Raw genomic sequence first — 20590 nt, 5'->3', positions numbered from 1 at the left:
TCAGCCTGGCGAGCATCAGCCCGGGATTGCTGCCCAAGCACTTGCTGCGGTTACGCCAGCGTCTGGGTGAGCAACTGCTGCCCAAACAACGACGGGGGCGACAATGCCCCCGTGTTGTGAAGAAGCCTCCTGCTCGCTATCCGCTCAAGCAGGTTCGTGCTGTTAAGTGAACGGCATTTGCCCTCAAGGCCCCCTTTGCTGTGCTGGCCGTTACCGGCCATTACCGGCCATTACCGGCCGTTGGCTGCTCGCTGCAGTCGCTCCGATCAGTGCGCCTTGCCGTGGCCGGCATGGCTGTCATGGCCGTCATGGCCTGCATGACCGTGGCCCTTGCCGTGTTCGGCATGGTCATCGCCATGGCCGTGGCCATGCCCGTGATGCTCGTGCCCGCCCATCTTGTGCTCCTTGACCGGCACCTGGATGTCGATGGCGCCGGCCTTCTCGAACTGCAGCGTCAACGCAATGGTTTGACCGGCCTGCAGCGGCTGCTTGAGCTGCATCAGCATGACGTGCAGCTTGTTGCCCTGGCCCAGCGTCAGGCTCTGGCCAGCGGGCAGCTCAATGCCCTCGACCTGGAACATGCGCATGACATCGTTGTCGATCTTCATGTCGTGCAGCTCGGTGCGCTCGGCCGCCGGGGATGAGGCGCTGACAAGGCGATCGGCCTGCTGGCCGTGGTTGGTCACGGCAAAGTAGGCGCTGCTGTTGGGCACGCCCGGGCGGCTGGCGCGGGCGTGCGGGGCGCTGATCTCCAGCTCCTTGAGGCGGTACTGCTGCGCCTGCGCCAGGCCAGCGCCGGCAGCGGCCAGGCCCAGCAGCGCGGCAGCGGCCAGGCGGGGCAGACGATGGGCCAGACGGGTCGAAGAAAAAGACATGGAAAACTCCTGAGAAAAAAAGAAAAACGGTGCATGCGCCGCACAAGGCGCTCAAAACGCACAAGGCGGCCTTGGCCTGTTCATGTGGCGATGTGCCGCCCTGTTGGCAGGGTGCAGGCACAGCCCCAAAGCGGCCCAAAAGCACGGGTCGCGGCACAAGCCAATCAAGAAAAAAGTCACAGCGCCAGAGCGGCTTCGATTCCCACGAAGACATTTCCTGCAAGAAGCGCCGCTGGTGCTCGTCACACCCGCGAAGGCGGGTGTCCAGTCGCAACGCGCTGACAGACACGGCGCTGCCGTTTGGCAATCCCCCTCTGGTGCACAAGGAGGGCGCTGGATGCCCGCCTTCGCGGGCATGACGAAAGCCACCTGCGAGATGGCGATGCCAGTCAGCGCCCAGGGCCTTGGATTTGCCGGCGTTCGAGCAGAACACGCTCTAGAACTGTTGAGATTCGGTATTGCGGCGGTGTTTTCGATCAAAACTGCGCAGCTGCCGCGTTGAAAATGCTTGCAAGGCGTTCAGGCCCTGCAAGCGTTTTCGCCTTGCCTCTGCGACTTTCGCCCCGAAAAACCGCTTCGCAAACCGAATCTCAACAGCTCCTGGGCGGTGCCCTGGGCGGCGGCATCAGCGCCTGCGCCTTGCCAGGGCGCGCCTGCACGGCGCTGACGCGCGGCCAGACCTGCGGCCCGGCCCAGGCACTGGGCACGGCCGCTGCGCCCGGCCCGGGCGGCAGCGCCACCCAGGGCGCATGCAGCACACACCAAGGGCAATGCCACCAGGGGGCAATGGGCGGCGCATCGTGCGGCGCCTGCCCTGGATGGAGCGCCGCTGGCGATTGCGCCAGGGCCTGCGCCCCAAGCCGCGCGACCGGCAGCAGCGCAGGCGCAGACACGGACGCACTGCCGCCCGCCCAGGCCACCCGCTCGATGCCCGCGGGCGTGCACAGCTCAAGCCAGAAAGCCCCCTGCCCGCCCGGGCCCAGCCCGGCGCTGCCTGCCGCACGGCCATGCACGGGCAAGGCATGGCCCAGCAGCACGAGCCAGATGCTCAGCCACGTCAGCAGCGGTGTATGCAGGCGAAAAAAACGCATGGTTCAAGCCCAATCAGCGCAGGATTCTAGAGCGTGTCCCACCAGTGCCACTGGCAACGGCCCAGCACGGCGCTTCATGCACAGCGCACAGTGGCTTCGCTGGCATTTCATGCGGGGCGCGGATGCTTGGGGCTTGTCGTCCACAGCCTGCCCAAGTCGCCCATGCTTGCCTTTGTCTTTACACCCCCGGCCCCTTCGGGCACCCATGCCCATCCTGCCGATGCCTGCGCCTTGCAGGCAGGCGGCCTGCCCCCATGCCTGGCGCAAGCCACAGCGCCTGGCGCGCCGCGTGGCTTGCGCCGCCTGGCGTTGGCGATGCAATGGGCCGCGCAGCGCCATTTGCAGCGCCGCGCGCGCCGCTGCCATACCGATTGATGGCGCAGCGCGCCGGCCCTGGCCGCTTCGGCCGCTTCGGCCGCTCGGCCGGCTCAGCCCGCTCAGCCCGCGCCGAACAGGTGCTGCCTGAGCTGGGCCAGCTTGTCGCGCAGCGCGGCGGCCTGCTCGAACTCCAGGTTGCGGGCGTGTTCGTGCATTTGCTTTTCCAGCCGCTTGATCTCGCGCGAGGCGTCTTTCTCGCTCATCTCCAGCAGCTCGCCGGCGTAGGCGGCCTGCCGGGCCTGGGCCTGTTTTTGGCGATCGGCTTTTTCGCTGTACACGCCGTCGATGAGGTCGCGCACCTGCTTGCGGATGGTGCGCGGCGTGATGCCGTGGGCCTGGTTGTGGGCCATTTGCCTGTCGCGTCGCCGCTGGGTCTCGCCGATGGCGCGGCGCATGGAGTCGGTCATCTGGTCGGCGTAGAGGATGGCCTTGCCGCGCGCGTTGCGGGCGGCGCGGCCAATGGTCTGGATCAGGCTGCGCTCGGCGCGCAAAAAGCCTTCCTTGTCCGCATCCAGAATGGCCACCAGGCTGACCTCGGGAATGTCCAGCCCTTCGCGCAGCAGGTTGATGCCCACCAGCACGTCAAAGCTTCCTAAGCGCAGGTCGCGGATGATTTCCACGCGTTCGACCGTGTCCACGTCACTGTGCAGGTAGCGCACCCTGACGCCGTTTTCCGTCAGGTAGTCGGTCAACTGCTCGGTCATGCGCTTGGTCAGCGTGGTGATGAGCACGCGCTCGTCCTGCTGCACGCGGCTGCGGATTTCCTGCAGCACGTCGTCCACCTGGCTGGCCGCCGGGCGCACTTCGATTTCCGGATCCACCAGGCCGGTGGGGCGCACGATTTGCTCGACGACTTTGCTGGCGTGCTCTTGCTCATAGGCCGCGGGCGTGGCCGAGACGAACACCACCTGGCGCATGCGCTGCTCGAATTCGGCGAACTTCAGCGGCCGGTTGTCCAGCGCGCTGGGCAGGCGAAAGCCGTAATCGACCAGGGTTTGCTTGCGCGCGCGGTCGCCGTTGTACATGGCGCCCAGCTGGCCGATCATCTGGTGGCTTTCGTCCAGAAACATCAGCGCATCGGCGGGCAGGTAGTCGGTGAGCGTGGGCGGCGGCTCACCCGGGGCCGCGCCCGAGAGGTGGCGGCTGTAGTTCTCGATGCCTTTGCAGTGGCCCACTTCGGCGAGCATTTCCAGGTCGAAGCGCGTGCGCTGCTCCAGCCGCTGGGCCTCGACCAGCTTGCCCATCTCGTAAAGCTGCTGCAGGCGCTCGCGCAGCTCGATCTTGATGGTCTCCACGGCTGCCAGCACTTTCTCGCGCGGCGTGGCGTAGTGGCTGCTGGGGTAGACCACGAAGCGCGGCACCTTTTGCACCACGCGGCCGGTGAGCGGGTCGAACAAATGCAGCGCCTCCACCTCGTCGTCGAACAGCTCGATGCGCAGCGCCAGCTCGGAGTTTTCCGACGGGAACACGTCGATGGTGTCGCCACGCACGCGGAACGTGCCGCGCGCAAAATCCATATCGCTGCGCCGGTACTGCATGCGCACCAGTTGCGCAATCAAGTCGCGCTGGTTGGCCAGGCCGCCGCCGCGCAGAATCAGCCGCATCTGCATGTAATCCTCGGGCGCGCCAATGCCGTAGATGGCGCTGACGGTGGCCACGATCACCACGTCGCGCCGCTCCAGCACGCTTTTGGTGGCCGAGAGGCGCATTTGCTCGATCTGCTCGTTGATGGCCGAGTCCTTCTCGATGAACAAATCGCGCTGCGGCACGTAGGCTTCGGGCTGGTAATAGTCGTAGTAGCTAACGAAATACTCCACCGCGTTTTTGGGGAAGAACTCGCGGAACTCGCTGTAAAGCTGCGCCGCCAACGTCTTGTTGGGCGCAAACACAATCGCCGGCCGCCCCAGCCGCGCAATCACGTTGGCCATGGTGAAGGTCTTGCCCGAGCCGGTCACGCCCAGCAGGGTCTGGAACACCTCGCCGTCCTGCACGCCTTCCACCAGCTCGGCAATGGCCGTGGGCTGGTCGCCCGCGGGCGGATAGGGCTGGAACAGCTGGAAGGGGGAATCGGGGAAGGTGACGAATTGGCCCTGCTGCGGGGCCGGCGGCGTAGCTGTGGACATGGGTGCCAAAGGATGCAACCGCATTGCGGGGGCATTGCGGCGAGAAGACGCGCGCAGCACAGGGCATGGCGCAACCAGACAAAGCGCAGATTGTGCCTGCCCTGCTACCCGGGCCGCCGCGTTCGGCCTGGCGCAGCTTGCCGGGCCTTGGTCTTTTTTTGGGGATCAGCCCGCTGCCAACCACTGCGCCGGGGTGTGCACTGGCAGGCCGCACAGGGCGAAGTCGCGCACATTGCGCGTGATGATGGCCTGCGCGCCGCAGGCCTGTGCAGCGGCGGCGAGCACGGCGTCTTCAAAGTCGGCCATGGGGCTGCGCAGCGCGGCGTCCAGCACGGCGCGGGTGACAGGGGCCACGCCGCACAGGGCCAGCAGGTCTTGCAGCATGGCGCGCGAGCGCTCACGCCCCACTTGCTTGCAGGCCAGGTAGTCGATGGTCGTCAAGGTGCTGTGCTGGCGGCAATTGCCTCGTCCAGTGCCCAGCCCCCAGCGCGCGCCGCTGCAGGACTGCCGCCAGCCCAGCCCCAGCGCCATTACGATAGCGGCCATGGCCACGCCCGCTTCCTCCCACCCTGCGCCTGATGCTGCCCGCGCGGCGGCAGCCGATGCAACGCCCGATGCCACACCCAGTGCCGCACTCGATGCCGCGCAGTTGCCGGGCGTGGCAGGCGGCGCCGCGGCGTGGCCAGCGCCGGCGCTGCAAAGCGGTGAGGTGCTGTATCTGCAGTTGTTCGACAGCCTGCCGCTGCCAGCGTTCATCCTGGCCTCGGACGGTTTCGTGATCGACGTCAACCCGGCTGCGGCCGCGCTGTTTCAGCAAACGCGGCCCCAAGCCCGGGGGCAGCCACTGCAGCAGTTGCTGCCGCAGTTGAGCGCCCCGCAGTACGAGGCGCTGCTGCACGCGCTGCGCCACGGGCATACGCACTTCATGCAGGCGCCGGGCCAGCGCTCGCTGGCGCTGTATGCCGCGCCTCTGCCCTACCCGATGGCGATGCTGCAGGCGGCCAACCATACCCCGCCGCACTGGCTGGTGCTGGCGCACCGTTTGCACAGCCAGGTCAGCGATCAGTATGCAGAGCTGTTCGAGGCCATCGACCAGGGGGTGCTCGTCTATGACGCGCAGGGCGCGCTGCAGCACATCAACGATGCGGCCATGCGCATCCTCAACCACTCGCCTGGCGATGATGGTTGGCGCGCGGCCATGCAATCGAGCGACTGGACGACCATCGACGCGCATGGCATGCACCTGCCGCGCGAGCAAACGCCCATCGCCATTGCGCAGCGCAGCGGCAAGCCGGTGCTCAACCGCACCATTGGCCTGTACCAAGTGCATGACCGGCGCTTCCGCTGGCTGCAAGTCAGCGCCATCCCCCGTTTTGCCAGCACGGCCCGGCCTGGCGATGCGCCGGTGCAGGTGGTTTCGCTGATCCGCGACGTCACCGAATCGCGGCGCGATCAGCATTTGTTCAGCCGGCTGCAGGCCTTGTCCACCGCCGGCGCCTGGGAGTGGGAGCGCGGCAGCGACCGCTGTTTTCTGACGCAAGGGGCGCTGCGCATTCTGCGACTGGAGCAGCCGCCGGCCTCACTGGGGGGGCTGCTGGCCTGCTTCATACCGCCCGACAGCCAGCGCCTGCGGCAAGCGCTGGAACAGGCGCTGGCCACGCAAACGGCCTTCACGCTGGAGCTGCGCCCCCACCCTCAGCCCAACGAGCCCGAGCACTGGGTGCGCATGCAGGGCGAGCCGGACATGCTCGACCCCTTTGCCGTGCGCATCAGCGGCACGCTCGAGGACATCAGCCGCAGCAAGCACATGGAGCAAAACCTGCTGCACAAGGCCCGCACCGACCCGCTGACCGGCCTGCTCAACCGCGATGCGCTGCTCGAGGAGCTGCACAGGCGCCTGCTGGGCAAATCGCCCCTGCTGGCGCTGCTGTATGTCGATCTGAACCGCTTCAAGGTCATCAACGATGCACTGGGCCACTACATCGGCGACCAGTTGCTGCGCGCCGTCGCGCAGCGCCTGCGCAGCGCCGCTGGCGAGCAGGCCTTGTGCGCGCGCATGGGCGGCGACGAGTTCGTCTTTCTCTGCCCCGCGGCCGAGCCTGGCATGCCCATTGCGCTGGCCCAGCGCATCCTGGCGCAGCTCTCGGAGCCTTTTCAGATCGAGCAAGAGAGCATCCGCATCAGCGCCAGCATCGGCATTGCCCTTGCGCCGCGCGATGGCCGCGACAGCGACACCCTGCTGCAAAACGCCGATGCCGCCATGTACGAGAGCAAGCGCCGCGGCCACGGCAGCTGGCAGATCTACAGCGAGGACCTGGCACGCCGCCAGCACGACCGGCTGCAGATGGACAACCTGATGCGCAGCGCCATCGACAAAGGGGAGTTGCAGCTGCTCTACCAACCGCAAGTGCACCTGCAAAGCGGCGCGCTGATCGGCGCCGAGGCGCTGCTGCGCTGGCGCAGCCCGCAGCTGGGCGAAGTCCCGCCGGAGATCTTCATCGCCCACGCCGAGCACAACGGCGAAATCATGCGCCTGGGCGCCTGGGCCTTGAACGAAGCCTGCCAGCAGGTGCGCCGCTGGCGCAACGCCGGGCTGAACACCGTGCCCATTGCCGTCAACGTCTCCTACCGGCAATTTCTCGCCGGCGACCTGGCGCACATCGTGGTGCAGGCCCTGCAGCAGGCCCACTTGCCCGGCGCGGCGCTGGAGCTGGAGTTCACCGAACGGGTGCTGATCGAGGACGAGCCGCTGACCACGCGCACCATCTCCCACCTGCGCACGCTGGGCGTGCGGCTGTCGATCGACGACTTCGGCGAAGGCTACAGCGCCCTGAACTACCTGCGCCGCCTGCCCATTCACGGCCTCAAGCTCTCGCGCCTGTTCCTGCAAGGCGCGCCCTACAACGCCTCGGACGCGGCCATCTGCCAGGCCGTGGCCGCCATCGCCCAGGGCCTGGGCCTGGGCCTGGTGGCCGAGGGCGTGGAGCGCCCCACGCAGCGCGACTTCCTGCAAAGCCTGGGCGTGGCCTACGGGCAGGGCTATCTGTTCTCCCCGCCCTTGAGTGCCCAGACGTTCACGCAATGGCTCAAGCAGCCACAGCCGGGCAACAGCGCTCCAGGCCCATGACGCAAGGGGCTGCCAGGGCCAGCAAGGGCCAGCCCCCGCAGCGCGCGGCCCAACAACACCTACAATCGTCGGCTCGCGTTTTTCCCTGTCTTTTTCCTTCGTTTCAAGGACGCTTCATGTCATTGTTTTCCGCCGTCGAGATGGCCCCTCGCGATCCCATTCTGGGCCTGAACGAACAATTTGCCACCGACACCAACCCCAACAAAGTGAATCTGGGCGTTGGCGTGTACTTTGACGAAAACGGCAAGCTGCCGCTGCTGCAGGCGGTGCAAAAGGCCGAGGCCGCACTGCAGGCCGAGCCCAAGGCGCGCGGCTACCTGCCCATCGACGGCCTGCTGGCCTACGACCAGGCCGTCAAGGAGCTGGTGTTCGGCAAGGATTCCGAGCCCGTGACATCGGGCCGCGTGGCCACCGTGCAGGCCCTGGGCGGCACGGGCGGGCTGAAGGTCGGCGCGGACTTCCTCAAGAAACTGCTGCCGCAGGCCAAGGTGCTGATCTCCGACCCGAGCTGGGAAAACCACCGCGCCATCTTCCAGAACGCGGGCTTTGAAGTGGGCACCTACCGCTACTACGACGCCGCCCAGCGCGGCATCGACTTCGAAGGCCTGCTGGCCGATTTGCAGGCCGCGCCCGAAGGCACCATCGTGGTGCTGCACGCCTGCTGCCACAACCCCACGGGCTACGACCTCACGCCCGAGCAGTGGGACCGCGTCGTGCAGGCCGTGCAGGCCCGCAAGCTCACGCCCTTTTTGGACATGGCCTACCAGGGCTTCTCGCAAGGCCTGGCCGAGGACGGCGCCGTGGTGGGCAAGTTCGTGCAAAGCGGCCTGACCTTCCTGGTCTCGACCTCTTTTTCCAAGAGCTTCAGCCTGTATGGCGAGCGCGTGGGCGCGCTGTCGGTCGTGGCTGCCAACAAGGACGAAGCCGCGCGCGTGCTCAGCCAGCTCAAGATCGCCATCCGCACCAACTACTCCAACCCGCCCACGCACGGCGCCGCCGTCGTGGCCTACGTGCTGGGCAAGCCCGAGCTGCGCGCGCTGTGGGAGCAGGAGCTCGGCCAGATGCGCACCCGCATCAAGGCCATGCGCCAGAAACTGGTCGAGGGCCTCAAGGCCGCGGGCGTGCAGCAGGACCTGTCCTACATCACCACCCAGGTGGGCATGTTCAGCTACTCGGGCCTGAGCAAGGCGCAAATGGAGCGCCTGCGCAACGAATTCGGCGTTTACGGCGTGGACAGCGGCCGCATCTGCGTGGCCGCGCTGAACGAGCACAACATCGGCCACGTCTGCGAGTCCATTGCCAAGGTCATGTGAGCACCTGCCTGTCTCTGGCAACAGCAAACACAAAAGCAAAAGCGCCCGCAGATGCGGGCGCTTTTTTCGCGGCAGTTCAACCGTCCTGCATCAAGAATCCTTGGGCAGCTTGCAGGTGTTCACGCCCAGCAGCGGATAGGCCGGGCAGAAGCGAAACAGGCCTGTGGCCAGCGGCAGCACGCCCAGCCAGCCCCACCAACCCACGGTGCCCGTGGCCGCCAGGGCAATCAACACCAGGCCCACGACGATGCGTGCAATGCGATCAATCCCGCCAACATTGAATTTCATCAGAGAACTCCTTCACGTTCCTTTTTCATACTCCTTTTGCCAGGCCCTGCAACGGCCGGGCCGGCAAAACACCGATCCCAATATCCAATCGGTGGCGCATCACTGCGCTGCATCCTGCGCCTTCTCGCCGCCGAATTCCTCATAGGCGGCCAGCGCATTGGCAGCATACATCAGCGACGGCCCGCCGCCCATGTACACGCACATGCCCAGCATCTGCAGCAGCTCGGCGCGCGTGCAGCCCAACTGCACCAGCGCCTTGGCGTGGTAGCCCAGGCAAGGGTCGCAACGCGCGGCCACGCCCAGCGCCAGCGCAATCAATTCCTTGGTCTTCTTGTCCAGCGCGCCATCGGCCAGCGCGGCCTGCGACAAAGCGCCAAAGCCTTTCATGGTCTCCGGCATGTCCTTGCGCAGTGGCGCCAGCCAGGACGATGTGTGCTCGATAATTTCGCGGTAGCTTTTGCTCATGCTCGACTCCTTGTGGGTTGCCATACAATTCACAAGAATACATTTTATATTTAAAACAATTGTATGCAGTCCCCCGCCCCATCCCCCATGCCCGAAACCGCCGCACTCACCCCCGAACTCATGCGCTCGGGCGCCGGCAATGCCGTCACCACCCTCAAGCTGCTGGCCAATGAAGATCGCCTGCTGCTGCTGTGCCAACTGGCGCAGGGCGAGAGCTGCGTCAGCGATCTGGCCGCCGCCCTGGGCATCCGCCAGCCCTCGCTGTCGCAGCAACTGGCCATTTTGCGCAGCGAGGATGTAGTCAGCACCCGGCGCGATGGCAAGCGCATCTTCTACAGCATCGCCCAGCCGGAAATCCTGCAACTGCTGCAACTGCTGCACACGCTGTACTGCCCCAACTTACAGGGCAGCAACGCCAACGGCGCCAGTCCAGCCCAGAGCTGCGCCGCGGCTTGAGGCGCACGCGCCGATCGTTGCATTCGACTTCATCCGGCATTGGGCTTTTCTGGCGCCCATCCAGCAATGCAAGCCGCCTGTGATGCGTGTGCAGCAGCCACGGGCGGCAATGGAGTCAATGCATCTCTTCTGACTTGGACGGCTCACACGCATCGATGGCCTCCAGCAACAGCACCAGGGCCGTGCAGACCATGGCCGCCCCCGCACCTGCGGCCATGAACCAATACGCGTTGTCGTGCATCAGCGCAAATGGAGCGATCAGACCCGCTGCCGCGCCACAGGCTCCGGCAAACAGCAATCGAAACCAGCCATTGCGACCAACCCTGGGCAGGCGCCAAGCCAGTTGCGCCAGCAATGCCGCGCCGATGGCCGGCGCGATGCCCGGCAAATAAGAAAGCAGCAGCATTGCCAGAAAGACCGAGGGCAGCGGCACACCGTGCGACGAGAAGTGCTGCACAGCCTGCGCAAAAAAGATCAGCGCAGCCCCCACTGGCGGGCCCAGCGCGAGAAACACAAGCAGCGTGCGCCAGCCCCACCAGGCCTCTGCGGCCAATGCGGCGATGGCAAACAGCACCAGGATGTACGTCATCATTTCTCGAGCACGGCTCAGCCCGGATTGATCGCCCTGAGCGCTTGCTCGCGCGCTCAGGGCGAGTGAGCAAGCTCACACGTTGAACAGGAAGTTCATCACATCCCCATCCTGCACCACGTAGTCCTTGCCTTCGGCGCGCATCTTGCCTGCTTCCTTGGCGCCTTGTTCGCCCTTGTATTGGATGAAGTCCTCAAAGCCGATGGTCTGGGCGCGGATGAAGCCGCGTTCGAAGTCGCCGTGGATGACGCCGGCGGCCTGCGGCGCGGTGGCGCCTTTTTTGATGGTCCAGGCGCGCACTTCCTTGACGCCGGCGGTGAAGTAGGTCTGCAGGCCCAGCAGCTCATAGGCGGCGCGGATCAGGCGGTTCAGGCCCGGCTCGCTCTGGCCCAGCTCCTGCAAAAACAGTGCGCGGTCGCCCGGCTCCATGCCGGCCAGCTCGGATTCGATCTTGGCCGAAATCGCCACCACGGGCGCGCTCTGGCTGGCGGCGTAGTCCTGCAGGCGCTGCAGCAGCGGGTTGTTCTCGAAGCCGTCTTCGCTGACGTTGCCGACGAACATCGCCGGCTTGGCGGTGATCAGGCTCAGCGGCTTGAGCAGGGCCAGCTCCTGGGCGTCCAGGCCCAGGGTGCGGATGGGGCGGGCCTCGTCCAGCGCGGGCTGGATGCGCTGCAGCAGCGCCAGCATCTTGGCCGCCTCCTTGTCGTTGCCGGACTTGGCCAGCTTGGCGTAGCGCTGGATGGATTTTTCCACCGTGCCCAGATCGGCCAGGCACAGCTCGGTCTGGATGACTTCGATGTCGGCAATGGGATCGACCTTGCCGGCCACGTGCACGACGTTGGGGTCCTCAAAGCAGCGCACCACGTTGACGATGGCGTTGGTCTCGCGGATGTGCGCCAGAAACTGGTTGCCCAGGCCCTCGCCCTTGCTGGCGCCGGCGACCAGGCCAGCGATGTCCACAAACTCCACCACGGCGGGCACGACGCGCTCGGGCTTGACGATCTCCGAGAGTTGCGCCAGGCGCGGATCGGGCACCTCGACCACGCCCTCATTGGGCTCGATGGTGCAAAAGGGATAGTTCTCGGCGGCGATGCCGGCGTTGGTCAAGGCGTTGAAAAGGGTGGACTTGCCCACGTTGGGCAGGCCCACGATGCCGCATTGCAGACTCATGCTGTGTTGTTCCTGATGGGATGCACAAAAAAACAGGCCATTTTATGCGGCCTGCCCCTGCCCGGCGGCCTGCCGCCGCATGAGCAGCCCAACAGCAGCGGCCCTGCCCCATCCTGCGCCAGCGCCCGCCCCGCCAGCCCTTGCCCAATGGCGCTCGGCCTGTCAAGGCGCTTGGCGGCGCATTGCTTTTATTGGATTTGGACTGGGGCCAGAGCTTGGCATTGGCCGTTGCGGCATTCATAGACGCCGCCAGCGCCCTCCACCACGGAGGGCGATGCCGCCGGGCGCTTTTTGTCCAGAACGACGCGGTTGCCTTGACGGTCGATGAAGCTGCCGCGCTGCTGCTGGTGGGCGGGTGGTTGCGATGTGGCGCAGGCGCCCAGCAGCAAGGCGGCGGCCAGAATCAGTGCAGATTTCATGGCGTTGGGTGTTCTCATAGCGGTTCAGAGCCTGTTCAAAGTCTCGGAACGAGCGGGCAAGAAGCGGTTTGGGATGGGCTGCAAGGCGCAAAACGCAGCCATAGCCCCCGCTATGGCGAGGCTTTGCAACGCGCCGCAGACCGCCCAAATCCGCTCCCTTGACCGCCGTGTAGAGACTTTGAACAGGCTCTCAGAAAGGAGTAATCAGATCCCTGGCGCACAGCACACTGGGGGAGGAGCTACAGCTTTGGCCCTGGCCGCCAGGGTCGTTTTTGCAGGCCGCGATGGCGCTTTTTTCGGCTTCATTACGAAAATCCTGGTGCGCATGACCGCCTTTGTCGAGGTGATCGCCCAGATTGCCCAGCGGCACAGCGGGGCTGACATAGAAGCGCGAGTAGGCCCTGCCGCCGCCGTTGGGCAGATAGCGGCTGGCCTCAACAATGGCGGTGCAGGCGTTGGCCACCCGGGCAATCACACGGCAATCGCTGAAGCGCCTCGAAATGCAGTCCCCCATGGCCTCTTGCTCGGCTTTGTGCGGGTCGTTGGCCGTGGCCATGAACAGCGAGCCCCGGTTGTGTGTGGGGTCGCGGCGCAGTTGGGGGGCGTCAAAGCCGACCACCGCCACACCGAAGCCAAGCTGGTGTCGCCAGGCCGTCGTGTTGTTGAACTGGCAGCCGCCAATGTCCCGGCAATATTGCTCAAAGGAAGACAGGGGCTGAGCGGGCCGAGGGGGCGAGGGGGCAGTGGTGCAATTGGCCGCGCCGCACATGTGCAGGTTGTGCAAGATGGCCGGGGGAATGTAGCCGGGCATGTTGGGGTTGTTTTGGGCATGGGCCGGCAGGGCAGACACGGCAGACAGGGCTGTGCACAGGGCGCCCAGCAGCAGCGGCAGGCGCTGCAGGCGGCGGGCGCAAGGCAGGCGAAAAACAGCGGTGGGGCTCATGGTGCAGCCTTTGCTCTGGGATGATGGGCGGCGCAGAAACCGGCAAGGGGCAGACAATGCCACAGGGCGCCATGCACCGCAAGGGCCGGAGAAATCCAGGGCCAAGAAGCCATTGCGGCGCTTGCGACCGTCATAGCCCGCCGGCGCTGCGCCCTCGCCACTGGACTGCACAGTGCGGCATCCATGGCGATGGCGCTTGGCTGCCCTGCCTGCCTTGCGCAATGCGGATGATGAAGCGCAGGGCCAAGACACTGGCCCGGCCCGGCCAGCGAAGCCCCCTACAATCGCCGCCATGTCGAAAAGCGGTTTTGATGTATGCATTCGCGGCGCAGGCATCGTGGGCCAGACATTGGCCCTGCGCCTGGGCCAAGCCAAGCTGCGCGTGGCGCTGGTCGATGGCGCTCCGGCCGATGGGCCAGCGCAGCGCGCGCGCGATGTGCGCGCCTACGCGCTGAACCAGGCCTCGCGCCAGCTGCTGCAGGAGCTGCGCTGCTGGCCCGAGGGCGATGCCGTGACCGCCGTGCAGCACATGCATGTGCGCGGCGACGCCGGCGGCGCCGTGCGCTTTGATGCGCCGCACAGCCGAGCCATCAAACATCAGCCCGGCCAGACGACCGCGCCCGCCGCCGATGCACTGGCCTGGATCGTGGACGTACCGGCGCTGGAGGATGTGCTGCGTACCGCGCTGCGCTTTCAGCCTGGGGTAGAGCTGGTCAGCGCCGCCGTGCCCGCGACGCTGACGGCCATCTGCGAGGGCAAGGCCAGCGCCTCGCGCGCCGAGCTGGGCGTGGAGTTCGACCACTTCGATTACCCCCAGCATGCCGTGGCCACCCGGCTGCGCAGCAGCCAGCCGCACGGCGGCACGGCGCACCAATGGTTTTGTGGCGAGCACATTCTGGCGCTGCTGCCGCTGGGCGGCGCGCAGGGCGACGAGTACGCCGTCGTCTGGTCCACCAGCGTGGCGCAGGCCCAGCGCCTGGTGGCGCTGGATGAGGCCGCCTTCGTGGCCGAGCTGCACGCCATTGCCACCGGCGCTGCGGCCGCAGGCCCGGCGCCGCACGGCCAGGGTCTGGCGCCGCACACGCAATTCACGCTGAGCGCGCCGCGCGCGCGCTGGCCGCTGCGCCTGGCGCAGGCGCGCCAATGGGCCGGGCCCATCCCGGGCAACCCAGGCGCGGCCTGGGTGCTGCTGGGCGATGCGGCGCACACCGTGCACCCGCTGGCTGGCTCGGGCCTGAACCTGGGCCTGGGCGATGTGGCCGCGCTGGCCGATGCGCTGCTGCAGCGCCCGGCCTGGCGCAGCGTGGCCGACCAGCGCCTGCTGCGCCAGTACGCGCGCCAGCGCAAGGCCGCGCTGCTGCCCATGGCCACCGCCACCGATGGCCTGCAATGGCTGTTCTGGCAGCAGCAGCCCTGGCTGCAGGGCCTGCGCAACTGGGGCATGCGCGGCTTTTCGGCCAGCGGGCCGCTCAAGCACTGGGTCATGCAGCAGGCCATGGGCGGCGCGGCCGCACTGCCCATGCCGCCCGGCCTGGCCGCAGCCCGTGCGCAGCAGCAGGCGCCGCGCCCGTGATGCGCGGCCTGCGCGATGCGTTGCGCGGCGCTGCATTGCATTGCGACTGCGTTTCGTGAAGACCTCCCCAAAACCATGCCCACGCCCCAATGCGGGCGATCCTGCTATGCTGCGCGCGCTGCGCTGATGCGCTCTTTCAACATCTTTTTCCAACCCATTGCCCAACCATGCACACTGCTTCGACTTCCCCTATGGCCCCGACCTCAACCCGCGCCCGCGCTGCGCTCTGGAAGCCGCTGGCAGCCAGCGCGCTGCTGGCGCTGGGCAGCCTCAGCGGCGCGGCCCACGCCGACGCCGACGCCATCCGCAAGACGCTCAGCGAGCGCATCACCCAGCTCAAGGACATCGACGAGGTGCGCGCCACGCCCATGCAAGGGCTGTTCGAAGTGCGCAAGGGCACGGACTTGTTCTACACCAATGCCTCGGGCGACTTCCTGATCCAGGGCGAGCTCTACGACACCAAGGCCATGCGCAACCTCACCGAGGACCGCATCAATGCGCTGACGGCGGTGGAGTTCAGCAAGCTGCCCTTCGATGACGCCTTCACCATCGTGCGCGGCGACGGCAGCCGCAAGATCGCCGTCTTTGCCGACCCGAACTGCGGCTATTGCAAGCGCTTCGAGCGCGATCTGCGCAACGTCGACAACATCACCGTGCACGTGTTCCTCTACCCCATCCTCAGCCCGGACTCGTTCGAAAAATCGCGCGATGTCTGGTGCGCCGAGGACAAGGCCACCGCCTGGAACAGCTGGATGATCCATGGCAAGACCCCGGCCTCGCAGGCCTCCTGCGACAAGCACGAGGCGCTGCAGCGCAACCTGGCCTTTGGCCGCCAGTACAAGATCACCGGCACGCCCACGATCTTCTTCGAGGACAACGCCCGCGTGCCCGGCGCCGTGCCTGCCGAGCGCATCGAGCAAAGGCTCAAGGAAATTGCCCAGAGCAAGAAAAAATCCTGATCGCCCCCTGCCCCGCAAGCCAGTCCCGGACTGGCTTTTTCGTTTCCGCCCGCCCCGCGCCATGCCGGCGCGGGGCGCGCCCCTTCATACGCCATGCCCAGCCAGCCCAAGCCCCCTGCCCCGCCCGCGCTGCCCGTGCAATACACCGTCGAGCCCAGCGACCCGCACGGCCACCAGTTCCACGTCACGCTGCACATTGCCGCGCCTGCGGCAGAGCAAATCGTCTCGCTGCCGGTGTGGATCCCCGGCAGCTACCTGGTGCGCGAGTTCGCCCGCCACCTGCACAGCCTGCAGGCCAGCCAGGGCGGCGCGCCCGTGGCCATGCGCGCGCTGAGCAAGAACCGCTGGCTCATCGCCGCGCAGCCGGGCAGCGCGCTGACGCTGCGCTACCGCGTCTACGCCTTCGACCACTCGGTGCGCGCCGCCTGGCTCGATGGCGAGCGCGCCTTCTTCAACCCCACCAGCCTGTGCCTGCGCGTGCACGGTCAGGAAGCACAGCCCCACGGCCTGCAGCTGCCGCGCCCCGCGCACGCGCCCGGCTGGCGCGTGGCCACGGCGCTGCCGCCTGCCGAGGTGGACGAGGCCGGCTTTGGCCTGTACCGCGCCGCCGACTACGACGAGCTGGCCGACTCGCCCGTGGAGCTGGGCGCGTTCTGGCAGGGCCAGTTCAGCGCGCGCGGCATCGTGCACCGCTTCGTCGTCGCCGGCGCCACGCCAGCCTTCGACGGGCAGCGTCTGCTACAAGACGCGCAGCGCATCTGCGAGGCCGCCATCGACTTCTGGCACCCGCCCGGCGCAGGACAGCGCGGCGACACCCAGCGCCCGCCGCACGGGCACTACCTGTTTCTGCTCAACGCTGTGGGCAATGGCTATGGCGGGCTGGAGCACCGCCACAGCACGGCCCTGATCTGCCAGCGCAGCGACCTGCCGCGCCTGGGCGCGGCCGAGCAGCCTGAGGGCTACACCACTCTGCTGGGCCTGATCAGCCACGAATACTTCCACACCTGGAACGTCAAGCGCATGCGCCCAGCCGAATTCGCGCGCTACGACTACGAGCAGGAAAACTACACCGAGCTGCTCTGGTTCTTCGAGGGCTTCACCAGCTACTACGACGACCTGCTGCTGCGCCGCGCCGGCCTGCTGGACGACGCCCACTACCTCAAGCTGCTGGGCAAGACCATCCAGCAGGTCGAGCAAACCCCGGGCCGCCACGTGCAAAGCGTGGCCCAGGCCAGCTTTGACGCCTGGATCAAGTACTACCGGCAGGATGAAAACACCGCCAACGCCACCGTCAGCTACTACACCAAGGGCGCGCTGGTGGCCCTGTGCCTGGATCTGCAACTGCGCCAGCATGGCCGCTGCAGCCTCGATGACGTCATGCGCGCGCTGTGGCAACGCAGCCATGGCGGCCCCATCGACGAGGCCGCCGTGCTGGACGTGCTGGCCCAGCTCAGCGGCCGCGATTGGCAAACCGAGCTGCAGCACTGGGTGCACAGCACCGCCGCCTTGCCGCTGGCCCAGACCCTGGCCAGCGCCGGCCTGGCGCTGGAGCACAAACCCGCCAGCTGGGCGCAGCGCCTGGGCCTGCAGCTGCGCGAAGGCCAGGGCAGCGCGCTGACCATCGCCCGCATCCACAGCGGCAGCGCCGCCGAACGCGCCGGCATGGCCGTGGGCGACGAATGGCTGGGGCTGGCGGCCCACAGTCATTCAGGCAATGCAGGCACTGCGCACGACGGCGGCGCAGCAGCCCAGGCGCAATCGACCGATGCTGCAGGCTGGCGGCTGAAAAAACTCGACGAGCTCGACGGCCTGCTGCCCGATGCCAGCGCCGCCCAGGGGCCGCTGCGCGTGCTGCTGGCGCGCGATGGCCGCCTGCTCTGGCGCACGCTGCACCTGCCTGCCGCGCCGGATGTCCCCGGCGACGTGCGGCTGCAGCCCCTGCCCGAGCCCACCGCCAAGCAGGCCCAGACGCTGCGCAGCTGGCTCGGCCCGGCCACGCCCCCAGCCTCCCCCGCAAGCCCATACTGAATGGATCCCCCTGCAAAACAAGCCGCAGATCACCCACCCAAAAGGGCGCGCAGCGCAGCGATTCGTGCAGCGCTTGCCTCTGAGCCGCCTGCGATCGGACTTATAGTGATGCGGTTTTGCTTGGCGTCTGCCCCAGGCTGCCATCGGCAGCGCAGCGCAAACCCCGTTTTTTTCTTCACTTTTTCAACCAGGAGACCAACCCATGGCCTACGAAACCATCGAAGTGCGCACCGAAGCGGAAAAAGTCGGCATCATCACCCTCAACCGCCCCAAGGCCCTCAACGCCCTGAACGACCAGCTCATGACCGAGCTGGGCCAGGCCCTCAAGGCCTTTGACGCCGACGACAGCATTGGCTGCATCATTGTCACCGGCAGCGAAAAAGCCTTTGCCGCCGGCGCCGACATCACGGCCATGGCCAAGTACAACTTCATCGACGCCTACAAAGGCGACTTCATCACCCGCAACTGGGAAACCATCCGCAGCGTGCGCAAGCCCGTCATCGCCGCCGTCAGCGGCTACGCCCTGGGCGGCGGCTGTGAGCTGGCCATGATGTGCGACTTCATCATCGCCGCCGAGAACGCCAAGTTCGGCCAACCCGAAATCAAGCTGGGCGTGATCGCCGGCGCAGGCGGCACGCAGCGCCTGCCGCGCGCCGTGGGCAAGGCCAAGGCCATGGACATGAACCTCACCGGCCGCATGATGGACGCGCAGGAAGCCGAGCGCTCGGGCCTGGTCAGCCGCGTGGTGCCCACCGACAAGCTGATGGAAGAAGCCCTGGGCGCGGCGCTGACGATCTGCAGCTACTCGCTCATTGCCGCCATCGCCGCCAAGGAAGCCGTCAACCGCGCCTTTGAAAGCGGCCTGTCCGACGGCGTGATGTTCGAGCGCCGCCTGTTCCACGCACTGTTTGCCACGCAAGACCAGAAAGAAGGCATGGACGCCTTCGTCAACAAGCGCCCGGCGCAGTTCAAGAACCAATAAAAACCACCACGGGCATCGCCCGCGATGCCCGCTTATTGCCCCGCATTCCCCACATTCCCAAGCGCCCTCACCGGGCGCTTTTTCATGCGCGCCGCCCAAGGCGACGGCGGCGCGCCGCGCCAGGGCTCACCCGCGCTCACCTGCACTCACCAGCGCCCGCTGGCCTGCAACTGCGCCAGCAAGCCATCGCAGGCATCCTCCACCAAATCCAGCACCTGCTCGAAGCCCTCGGCCCCGCCATAGTAGGGATCAGCCACCTCCGCCACCGCATGCCGGCTGGCAAAAGCCGCCAGCCGCTGCAGCTTGTGGCGCTGCGCAGGCGGGCACAGCGCCTGGGCCAGGCGCTCATTGGCCGTATCCATCACCAGCACCAGATCAAACACCGAAAAATCCCGCGCCTGCAACTGCCGCGCACGCTGGCCGCTGAGGTCATAACCGCGCCGCAGCGCATGCTGCTGGGCCCGCGCATCGGGCGGCTCGCCCACGTGGTAATCGTGCGTGCCGGCCGAATCCACCTCGACCGCCTGCTGCAACCCCGCCGCCGTCACCTTGGCCTGCAACACGCCATGGGCCGTTGGGCTGCGGCAAATATTGCCCATGCACACCATCAACACCCGCACAGCCTGCCCAGGCGGCAAATGCTGCAGGTGCTCCAGCACAGGGGGGCGAAGGGTCATGGCTATCTCCTCAAAAAAACCGATTCCAACAATCCAGAAAATCTCTACCAAGGCCCGGCAACGCAAAAATGTCGCGCGCACGGCAGCAGCCCTGTCGTGCACGCCATGCTATCGGATGAGCAGGCCACGGTGCGGCGCATACAATCGCGCACTTTGCCGCCCTTTTACCGCAGCGGGCGCTTTGTCTTTCGCCCCTTCCACTCTTTTGCATGCCCCAGTTTGCCGCTTCCCCCATTGGTGTTTTCGACAGCGGCATTGGCGGCCTGAGCATTCTGCGGGCGCTGCGCCAGGCGCTGCCGCATGAGCGCTTCGTGTATTTCTCCGACGCCAGGCATGCGCCTTATGGCGAGCGCGACGATGCCTTCATCATGCAGCGCTGCATGCAGATCACGCAGCAGTTGCTGGAGCAGGAGCGCATCAAGCTGCTGGTGGTGGCCTGCAACACCGCCACGACCGTGGCCATTGGGCAGTTGCGCGAGCGCTTTGCCGATCTGCCCATCATCGGCGTCGAGCCGGCCATCAAACCGGCCGTGCAGGCCAGCCGCAGCGGCCAGGTGGCGGTGCTGGCCACCGAGCGCACGCTGCGCAGCCGCAAGTACCAGGCGCTGCGCCAGCAGTGGGCCACGCAGGCGGCCGTGCACGATGTGCCCTGCCCTGGCCTGGCTGCAGCGATCGAGCAGGACGATGCGACGCGGATCGACGCGCTGTGCGCGCGCTACATGGCGCAGGCGCTGCGCCCGGCGGCTGAAGATGGATCTGAAGATGCGGCGCTGCCGCCGGTGGACTGCATCGTGCTGGGCTGCACCCATTACCCGCTGGCGGCTGCGGCGCTGCTGCGCCATGCGCCTGCGGGCCTGCGCCTGATTGACAGCGCGGCGGCCGTGGCCCAGCAGACCCAGCGCCGCCTGGCGCAGGCGCAGCTGCTGGCCAGCGCCTCCCCCTGCCCTGGCGGACCGACGCCAGCCTGGCTGGAGCTGTGCAGCAATGGCGATTTGCACTTTCTGCAACGCCAGGCCGCACGGCATTTGCCGCCGCATTGAGTCAGCGTCAGCGCCTCTGCCCCGGCTGCGGCTGCGGCCACGAGCACGCAAAAAAGTACAGCCCGCCAAAGGCGGGCTGTACAAATACCAGGCG

General features: G+C 66.9%; 20 protein-coding genes. 9 read left to right on the top strand and 11 right to left on the bottom strand.

The genetic code is table 11. The features are described 5' to 3' along the window. Positions 1-266: 266 nt before the first annotated feature. The gene (locus CK625_RS10450; protein WP_095540254.1) at positions 267-875 is read right to left on the bottom strand and encodes a copper chaperone PCu(A)C; all 609 of its coding nucleotides are present in this window, start codon (positions 873-875) and stop codon (positions 267-269) included. Between the two features lie 337 nt (positions 876-1212). Here CK625_RS10450 and CK625_RS13935 point away from each other — a divergent pair, with 337 nt between their 5' ends. Then, positions 1213-1377, top strand: coding sequence for a hypothetical protein (locus CK625_RS13935; protein WP_172425141.1), 165 nt, complete (start codon positions 1213-1215; stop codon positions 1375-1377). Between the two features lie 88 nt (positions 1378-1465). On the opposite strand, the gene CK625_RS10445 is transcribed toward CK625_RS13935, so the two are convergent. From CK625_RS10445 to CK625_RS10430, 3 genes are all read right to left on the bottom strand, one after another. Continuing rightward, positions 1466-1966, bottom strand: a complete 501-nt coding sequence (locus CK625_RS10445; RefSeq protein WP_095540253.1) for a hypothetical protein — start codon at positions 1964-1966, stop codon at positions 1466-1468. 437 nt (positions 1967-2403) lie between these two features. After that, positions 2404-4467 carry an excinuclease ABC subunit UvrB gene (gene uvrB / locus CK625_RS10435; protein ID WP_095540251.1) on the bottom strand — a complete coding sequence of 688 codons (2064 nt, stop codon included), beginning with the start codon at positions 4465-4467 and terminating at the stop codon, positions 2404-2406. Positions 4468-4632: 165 nt separating this feature from the next. Next, positions 4633-5013, bottom strand: coding sequence for a PIN domain-containing protein (locus tag CK625_RS10430; RefSeq protein ID WP_172425140.1), 381 nt, complete (start codon positions 5011-5013; stop codon positions 4633-4635). Between CK625_RS10430 and CK625_RS10425 the strand changes: the two genes are divergently transcribed. Next, a complete protein-coding gene (locus tag CK625_RS10425) occupies positions 5012-7594 on the top strand; it encodes a sensor domain-containing protein (protein ID WP_172425139.1) in 2583 nt (860 codons plus the stop codon). The two genes, CK625_RS10430 and CK625_RS10425, sit on opposite strands and share 2 nt — an antisense overlap. 116 nt (positions 7595-7710) lie before the next feature. Then, positions 7711-8907: an amino acid aminotransferase gene (locus tag CK625_RS10420; protein ID WP_095540248.1), complete on the top strand. Its 1197-nt coding sequence runs from the start codon at positions 7711-7713 to the stop codon at positions 8905-8907. Positions 8908-8997: 90 nt separating this feature from the next. On the opposite strand, the gene CK625_RS10415 is transcribed toward CK625_RS10420, so the two are convergent. Both CK625_RS10415 and CK625_RS10410 read right to left on the bottom strand, forming a co-directional pair. Next, complete coding sequence (locus CK625_RS10415; RefSeq protein ID WP_095540247.1) at positions 8998-9195, bottom strand: YgaP family membrane protein; 198 nt, start codon at positions 9193-9195, stop codon at positions 8998-9000. A gap of 99 nt (positions 9196-9294) precedes the next feature. Continuing rightward, complete coding sequence (locus tag CK625_RS10410; RefSeq protein ID WP_095540246.1) at positions 9295-9660, bottom strand: carboxymuconolactone decarboxylase family protein; 366 nt, start codon at positions 9658-9660, stop codon at positions 9295-9297. 87 nt (positions 9661-9747) lie between these two features. Between CK625_RS10410 and CK625_RS10405 the strand changes: the two genes are divergently transcribed. Continuing rightward, positions 9748-10116, top strand: coding sequence for an ArsR/SmtB family transcription factor (locus tag CK625_RS10405; protein WP_338114413.1), 369 nt, complete (start codon positions 9748-9750; stop codon positions 10114-10116). 115 nt (positions 10117-10231) lie between these two features. Here the strand turns inward: CK625_RS10405 and CK625_RS10400 are convergent, their stop codons facing one another. The 4 genes from CK625_RS10400 to CK625_RS10385 all read right to left on the bottom strand — a co-directional run bounded on the left by CK625_RS10400 (position 10232) and on the right by CK625_RS10385 (position 13237). Next, positions 10232-10606 carry a hypothetical protein gene (locus CK625_RS10400; protein ID WP_143326256.1) on the bottom strand — a complete coding sequence of 125 codons (375 nt, stop codon included), beginning with the start codon at positions 10604-10606 and terminating at the stop codon, positions 10232-10234. Between the two features lie 174 nt (positions 10607-10780). Then, positions 10781-11875, bottom strand: a complete 1095-nt coding sequence (ychF, locus tag CK625_RS10395) for a redox-regulated ATPase YchF (RefSeq protein ID WP_095540243.1) — start codon at positions 11873-11875, stop codon at positions 10781-10783. A gap of 188 nt (positions 11876-12063) precedes the next feature. After that, positions 12064-12294, bottom strand: a complete 231-nt coding sequence (locus CK625_RS10390; protein ID WP_095540242.1) for a hypothetical protein — start codon at positions 12292-12294, stop codon at positions 12064-12066. Between the two features lie 190 nt (positions 12295-12484). Beyond that, positions 12485-13237 carry a DUF4189 domain-containing protein gene (locus tag CK625_RS10385; protein WP_172425138.1) on the bottom strand — a complete coding sequence of 251 codons (753 nt, stop codon included), beginning with the start codon at positions 13235-13237 and terminating at the stop codon, positions 12485-12487. A gap of 292 nt (positions 13238-13529) precedes the next feature. Between CK625_RS10385 and CK625_RS10380 the strand changes: the two genes are divergently transcribed. From CK625_RS10380 to CK625_RS10365, 4 genes are all read left to right on the top strand, one after another. Beyond that, a complete protein-coding gene (locus tag CK625_RS10380) occupies positions 13530-14810 on the top strand; it encodes an FAD-dependent monooxygenase (RefSeq protein ID WP_095540271.1) in 1281 nt (426 codons plus the stop codon). Between the two features lie 191 nt (positions 14811-15001). Next, on the top strand, positions 15002-15769 hold the full coding sequence (locus CK625_RS10375) for a DsbC family protein (protein WP_095540241.1): 768 nt from the start codon (positions 15002-15004) through the stop codon (positions 15767-15769). 93 nt (positions 15770-15862) lie between these two features. Further along, the gene (locus tag CK625_RS10370; RefSeq protein WP_095540240.1) at positions 15863-17797 is read left to right on the top strand and encodes a M61 family metallopeptidase; all 1935 of its coding nucleotides are present in this window, start codon (positions 15863-15865) and stop codon (positions 17795-17797) included. Between the two features lie 202 nt (positions 17798-17999). Beyond that, positions 18000-18779 carry an enoyl-CoA hydratase gene (locus CK625_RS10365; protein WP_095540239.1) on the top strand — a complete coding sequence of 260 codons (780 nt, stop codon included), beginning with the start codon at positions 18000-18002 and terminating at the stop codon, positions 18777-18779. 146 nt (positions 18780-18925) lie between these two features. Here the strand turns inward: CK625_RS10365 and CK625_RS10360 are convergent, their stop codons facing one another. Then, on the bottom strand, positions 18926-19387 hold the full coding sequence (locus CK625_RS10360; RefSeq protein ID WP_095540270.1) for a low molecular weight protein-tyrosine-phosphatase: 462 nt from the start codon (positions 19385-19387) through the stop codon (positions 18926-18928). A gap of 278 nt (positions 19388-19665) precedes the next feature. Between CK625_RS10360 and murI the strand changes: the two genes are divergently transcribed. After that, complete coding sequence (gene murI, locus CK625_RS10355; RefSeq protein ID WP_095540238.1) at positions 19666-20496, top strand: glutamate racemase; 831 nt, start codon at positions 19666-19668, stop codon at positions 20494-20496. Positions 20497-20590: the final 94 nt, after the last annotated feature.

This window comes from Vandammella animalimorsus (genome assembly GCF_002285265.1).
GTDB lineage: Bacteria > Pseudomonadota > Gammaproteobacteria > Burkholderiales > Burkholderiaceae_C > Lampropedia.
The sequence above is the reverse complement of the archived record's forward strand: the minus strand, read 5'-3'. Positions and strand labels throughout refer to the sequence as shown.

Coding starts and splice junctions, on each gene's coding strand:
- CK625_RS10450 (WP_095540254.1), bottom strand. CDS start 875: ATGTCTTTTTCTTCGACCCGTCTGGCCCATCGTCTGCCCCGCCTGGCC.
- CK625_RS13935 (WP_172425141.1), top strand. CDS start 1,213: ATGCCCGCCTTCGCGGGCATGACGAAAGCCACCTGCGAGATGGCGATG.
- CK625_RS10445 (WP_095540253.1), bottom strand. CDS start 1,966: ATGCGTTTTTTTCGCCTGCATACACCGCTGCTGACGTGGCTGAGCATC.
- uvrB (WP_095540251.1), bottom strand. CDS start 4,467: ATGTCCACAGCTACGCCGCCGGCCCCGCAGCAGGGCCAATTCGTCACC.
- CK625_RS10425 (WP_172425139.1), top strand. CDS start 5,012: ATGGCCACGCCCGCTTCCTCCCACCCTGCGCCTGATGCTGCCCGCGCG.
- CK625_RS10430 (WP_172425140.1), bottom strand. CDS start 5,013: ATGGCCGCTATCGTAATGGCGCTGGGGCTGGGCTGGCGGCAGTCCTGC.
- CK625_RS10420 (WP_095540248.1), top strand. CDS start 7,711: ATGTCATTGTTTTCCGCCGTCGAGATGGCCCCTCGCGATCCCATTCTG.
- CK625_RS10415 (WP_095540247.1), bottom strand. CDS start 9,195: ATGAAATTCAATGTTGGCGGGATTGATCGCATTGCACGCATCGTCGTG.
- CK625_RS10410 (WP_095540246.1), bottom strand. CDS start 9,660: ATGAGCAAAAGCTACCGCGAAATTATCGAGCACACATCGTCCTGGCTG.
- CK625_RS10405 (WP_338114413.1), top strand. CDS start 9,748: ATGCCCGAAACCGCCGCACTCACCCCCGAACTCATGCGCTCGGGCGCC.
- ychF (WP_095540243.1), bottom strand. CDS start 11,875: ATGAGTCTGCAATGCGGCATCGTGGGCCTGCCCAACGTGGGCAAGTCC.
- CK625_RS10390 (WP_095540242.1), bottom strand. CDS start 12,294: ATGAAATCTGCACTGATTCTGGCCGCCGCCTTGCTGCTGGGCGCCTGC.
- CK625_RS10385 (WP_172425138.1), bottom strand. CDS start 13,237: ATGAGCCCCACCGCTGTTTTTCGCCTGCCTTGCGCCCGCCGCCTGCAG.
- CK625_RS10380 (WP_095540271.1), top strand. CDS start 13,530: ATGTCGAAAAGCGGTTTTGATGTATGCATTCGCGGCGCAGGCATCGTG.
- CK625_RS10375 (WP_095540241.1), top strand. CDS start 15,002: ATGGCCCCGACCTCAACCCGCGCCCGCGCTGCGCTCTGGAAGCCGCTG.
- CK625_RS10370 (WP_095540240.1), top strand. CDS start 15,863: ATGCCCAGCCAGCCCAAGCCCCCTGCCCCGCCCGCGCTGCCCGTGCAA.
- CK625_RS10365 (WP_095540239.1), top strand. CDS start 18,000: ATGGCCTACGAAACCATCGAAGTGCGCACCGAAGCGGAAAAAGTCGGC.
- CK625_RS10360 (WP_095540270.1), bottom strand. CDS start 19,387: ATGGTGTGCATGGGCAATATTTGCCGCAGCCCAACGGCCCATGGCGTG.
- murI (WP_095540238.1), top strand. CDS start 19,666: ATGCCCCAGTTTGCCGCTTCCCCCATTGGTGTTTTCGACAGCGGCATT.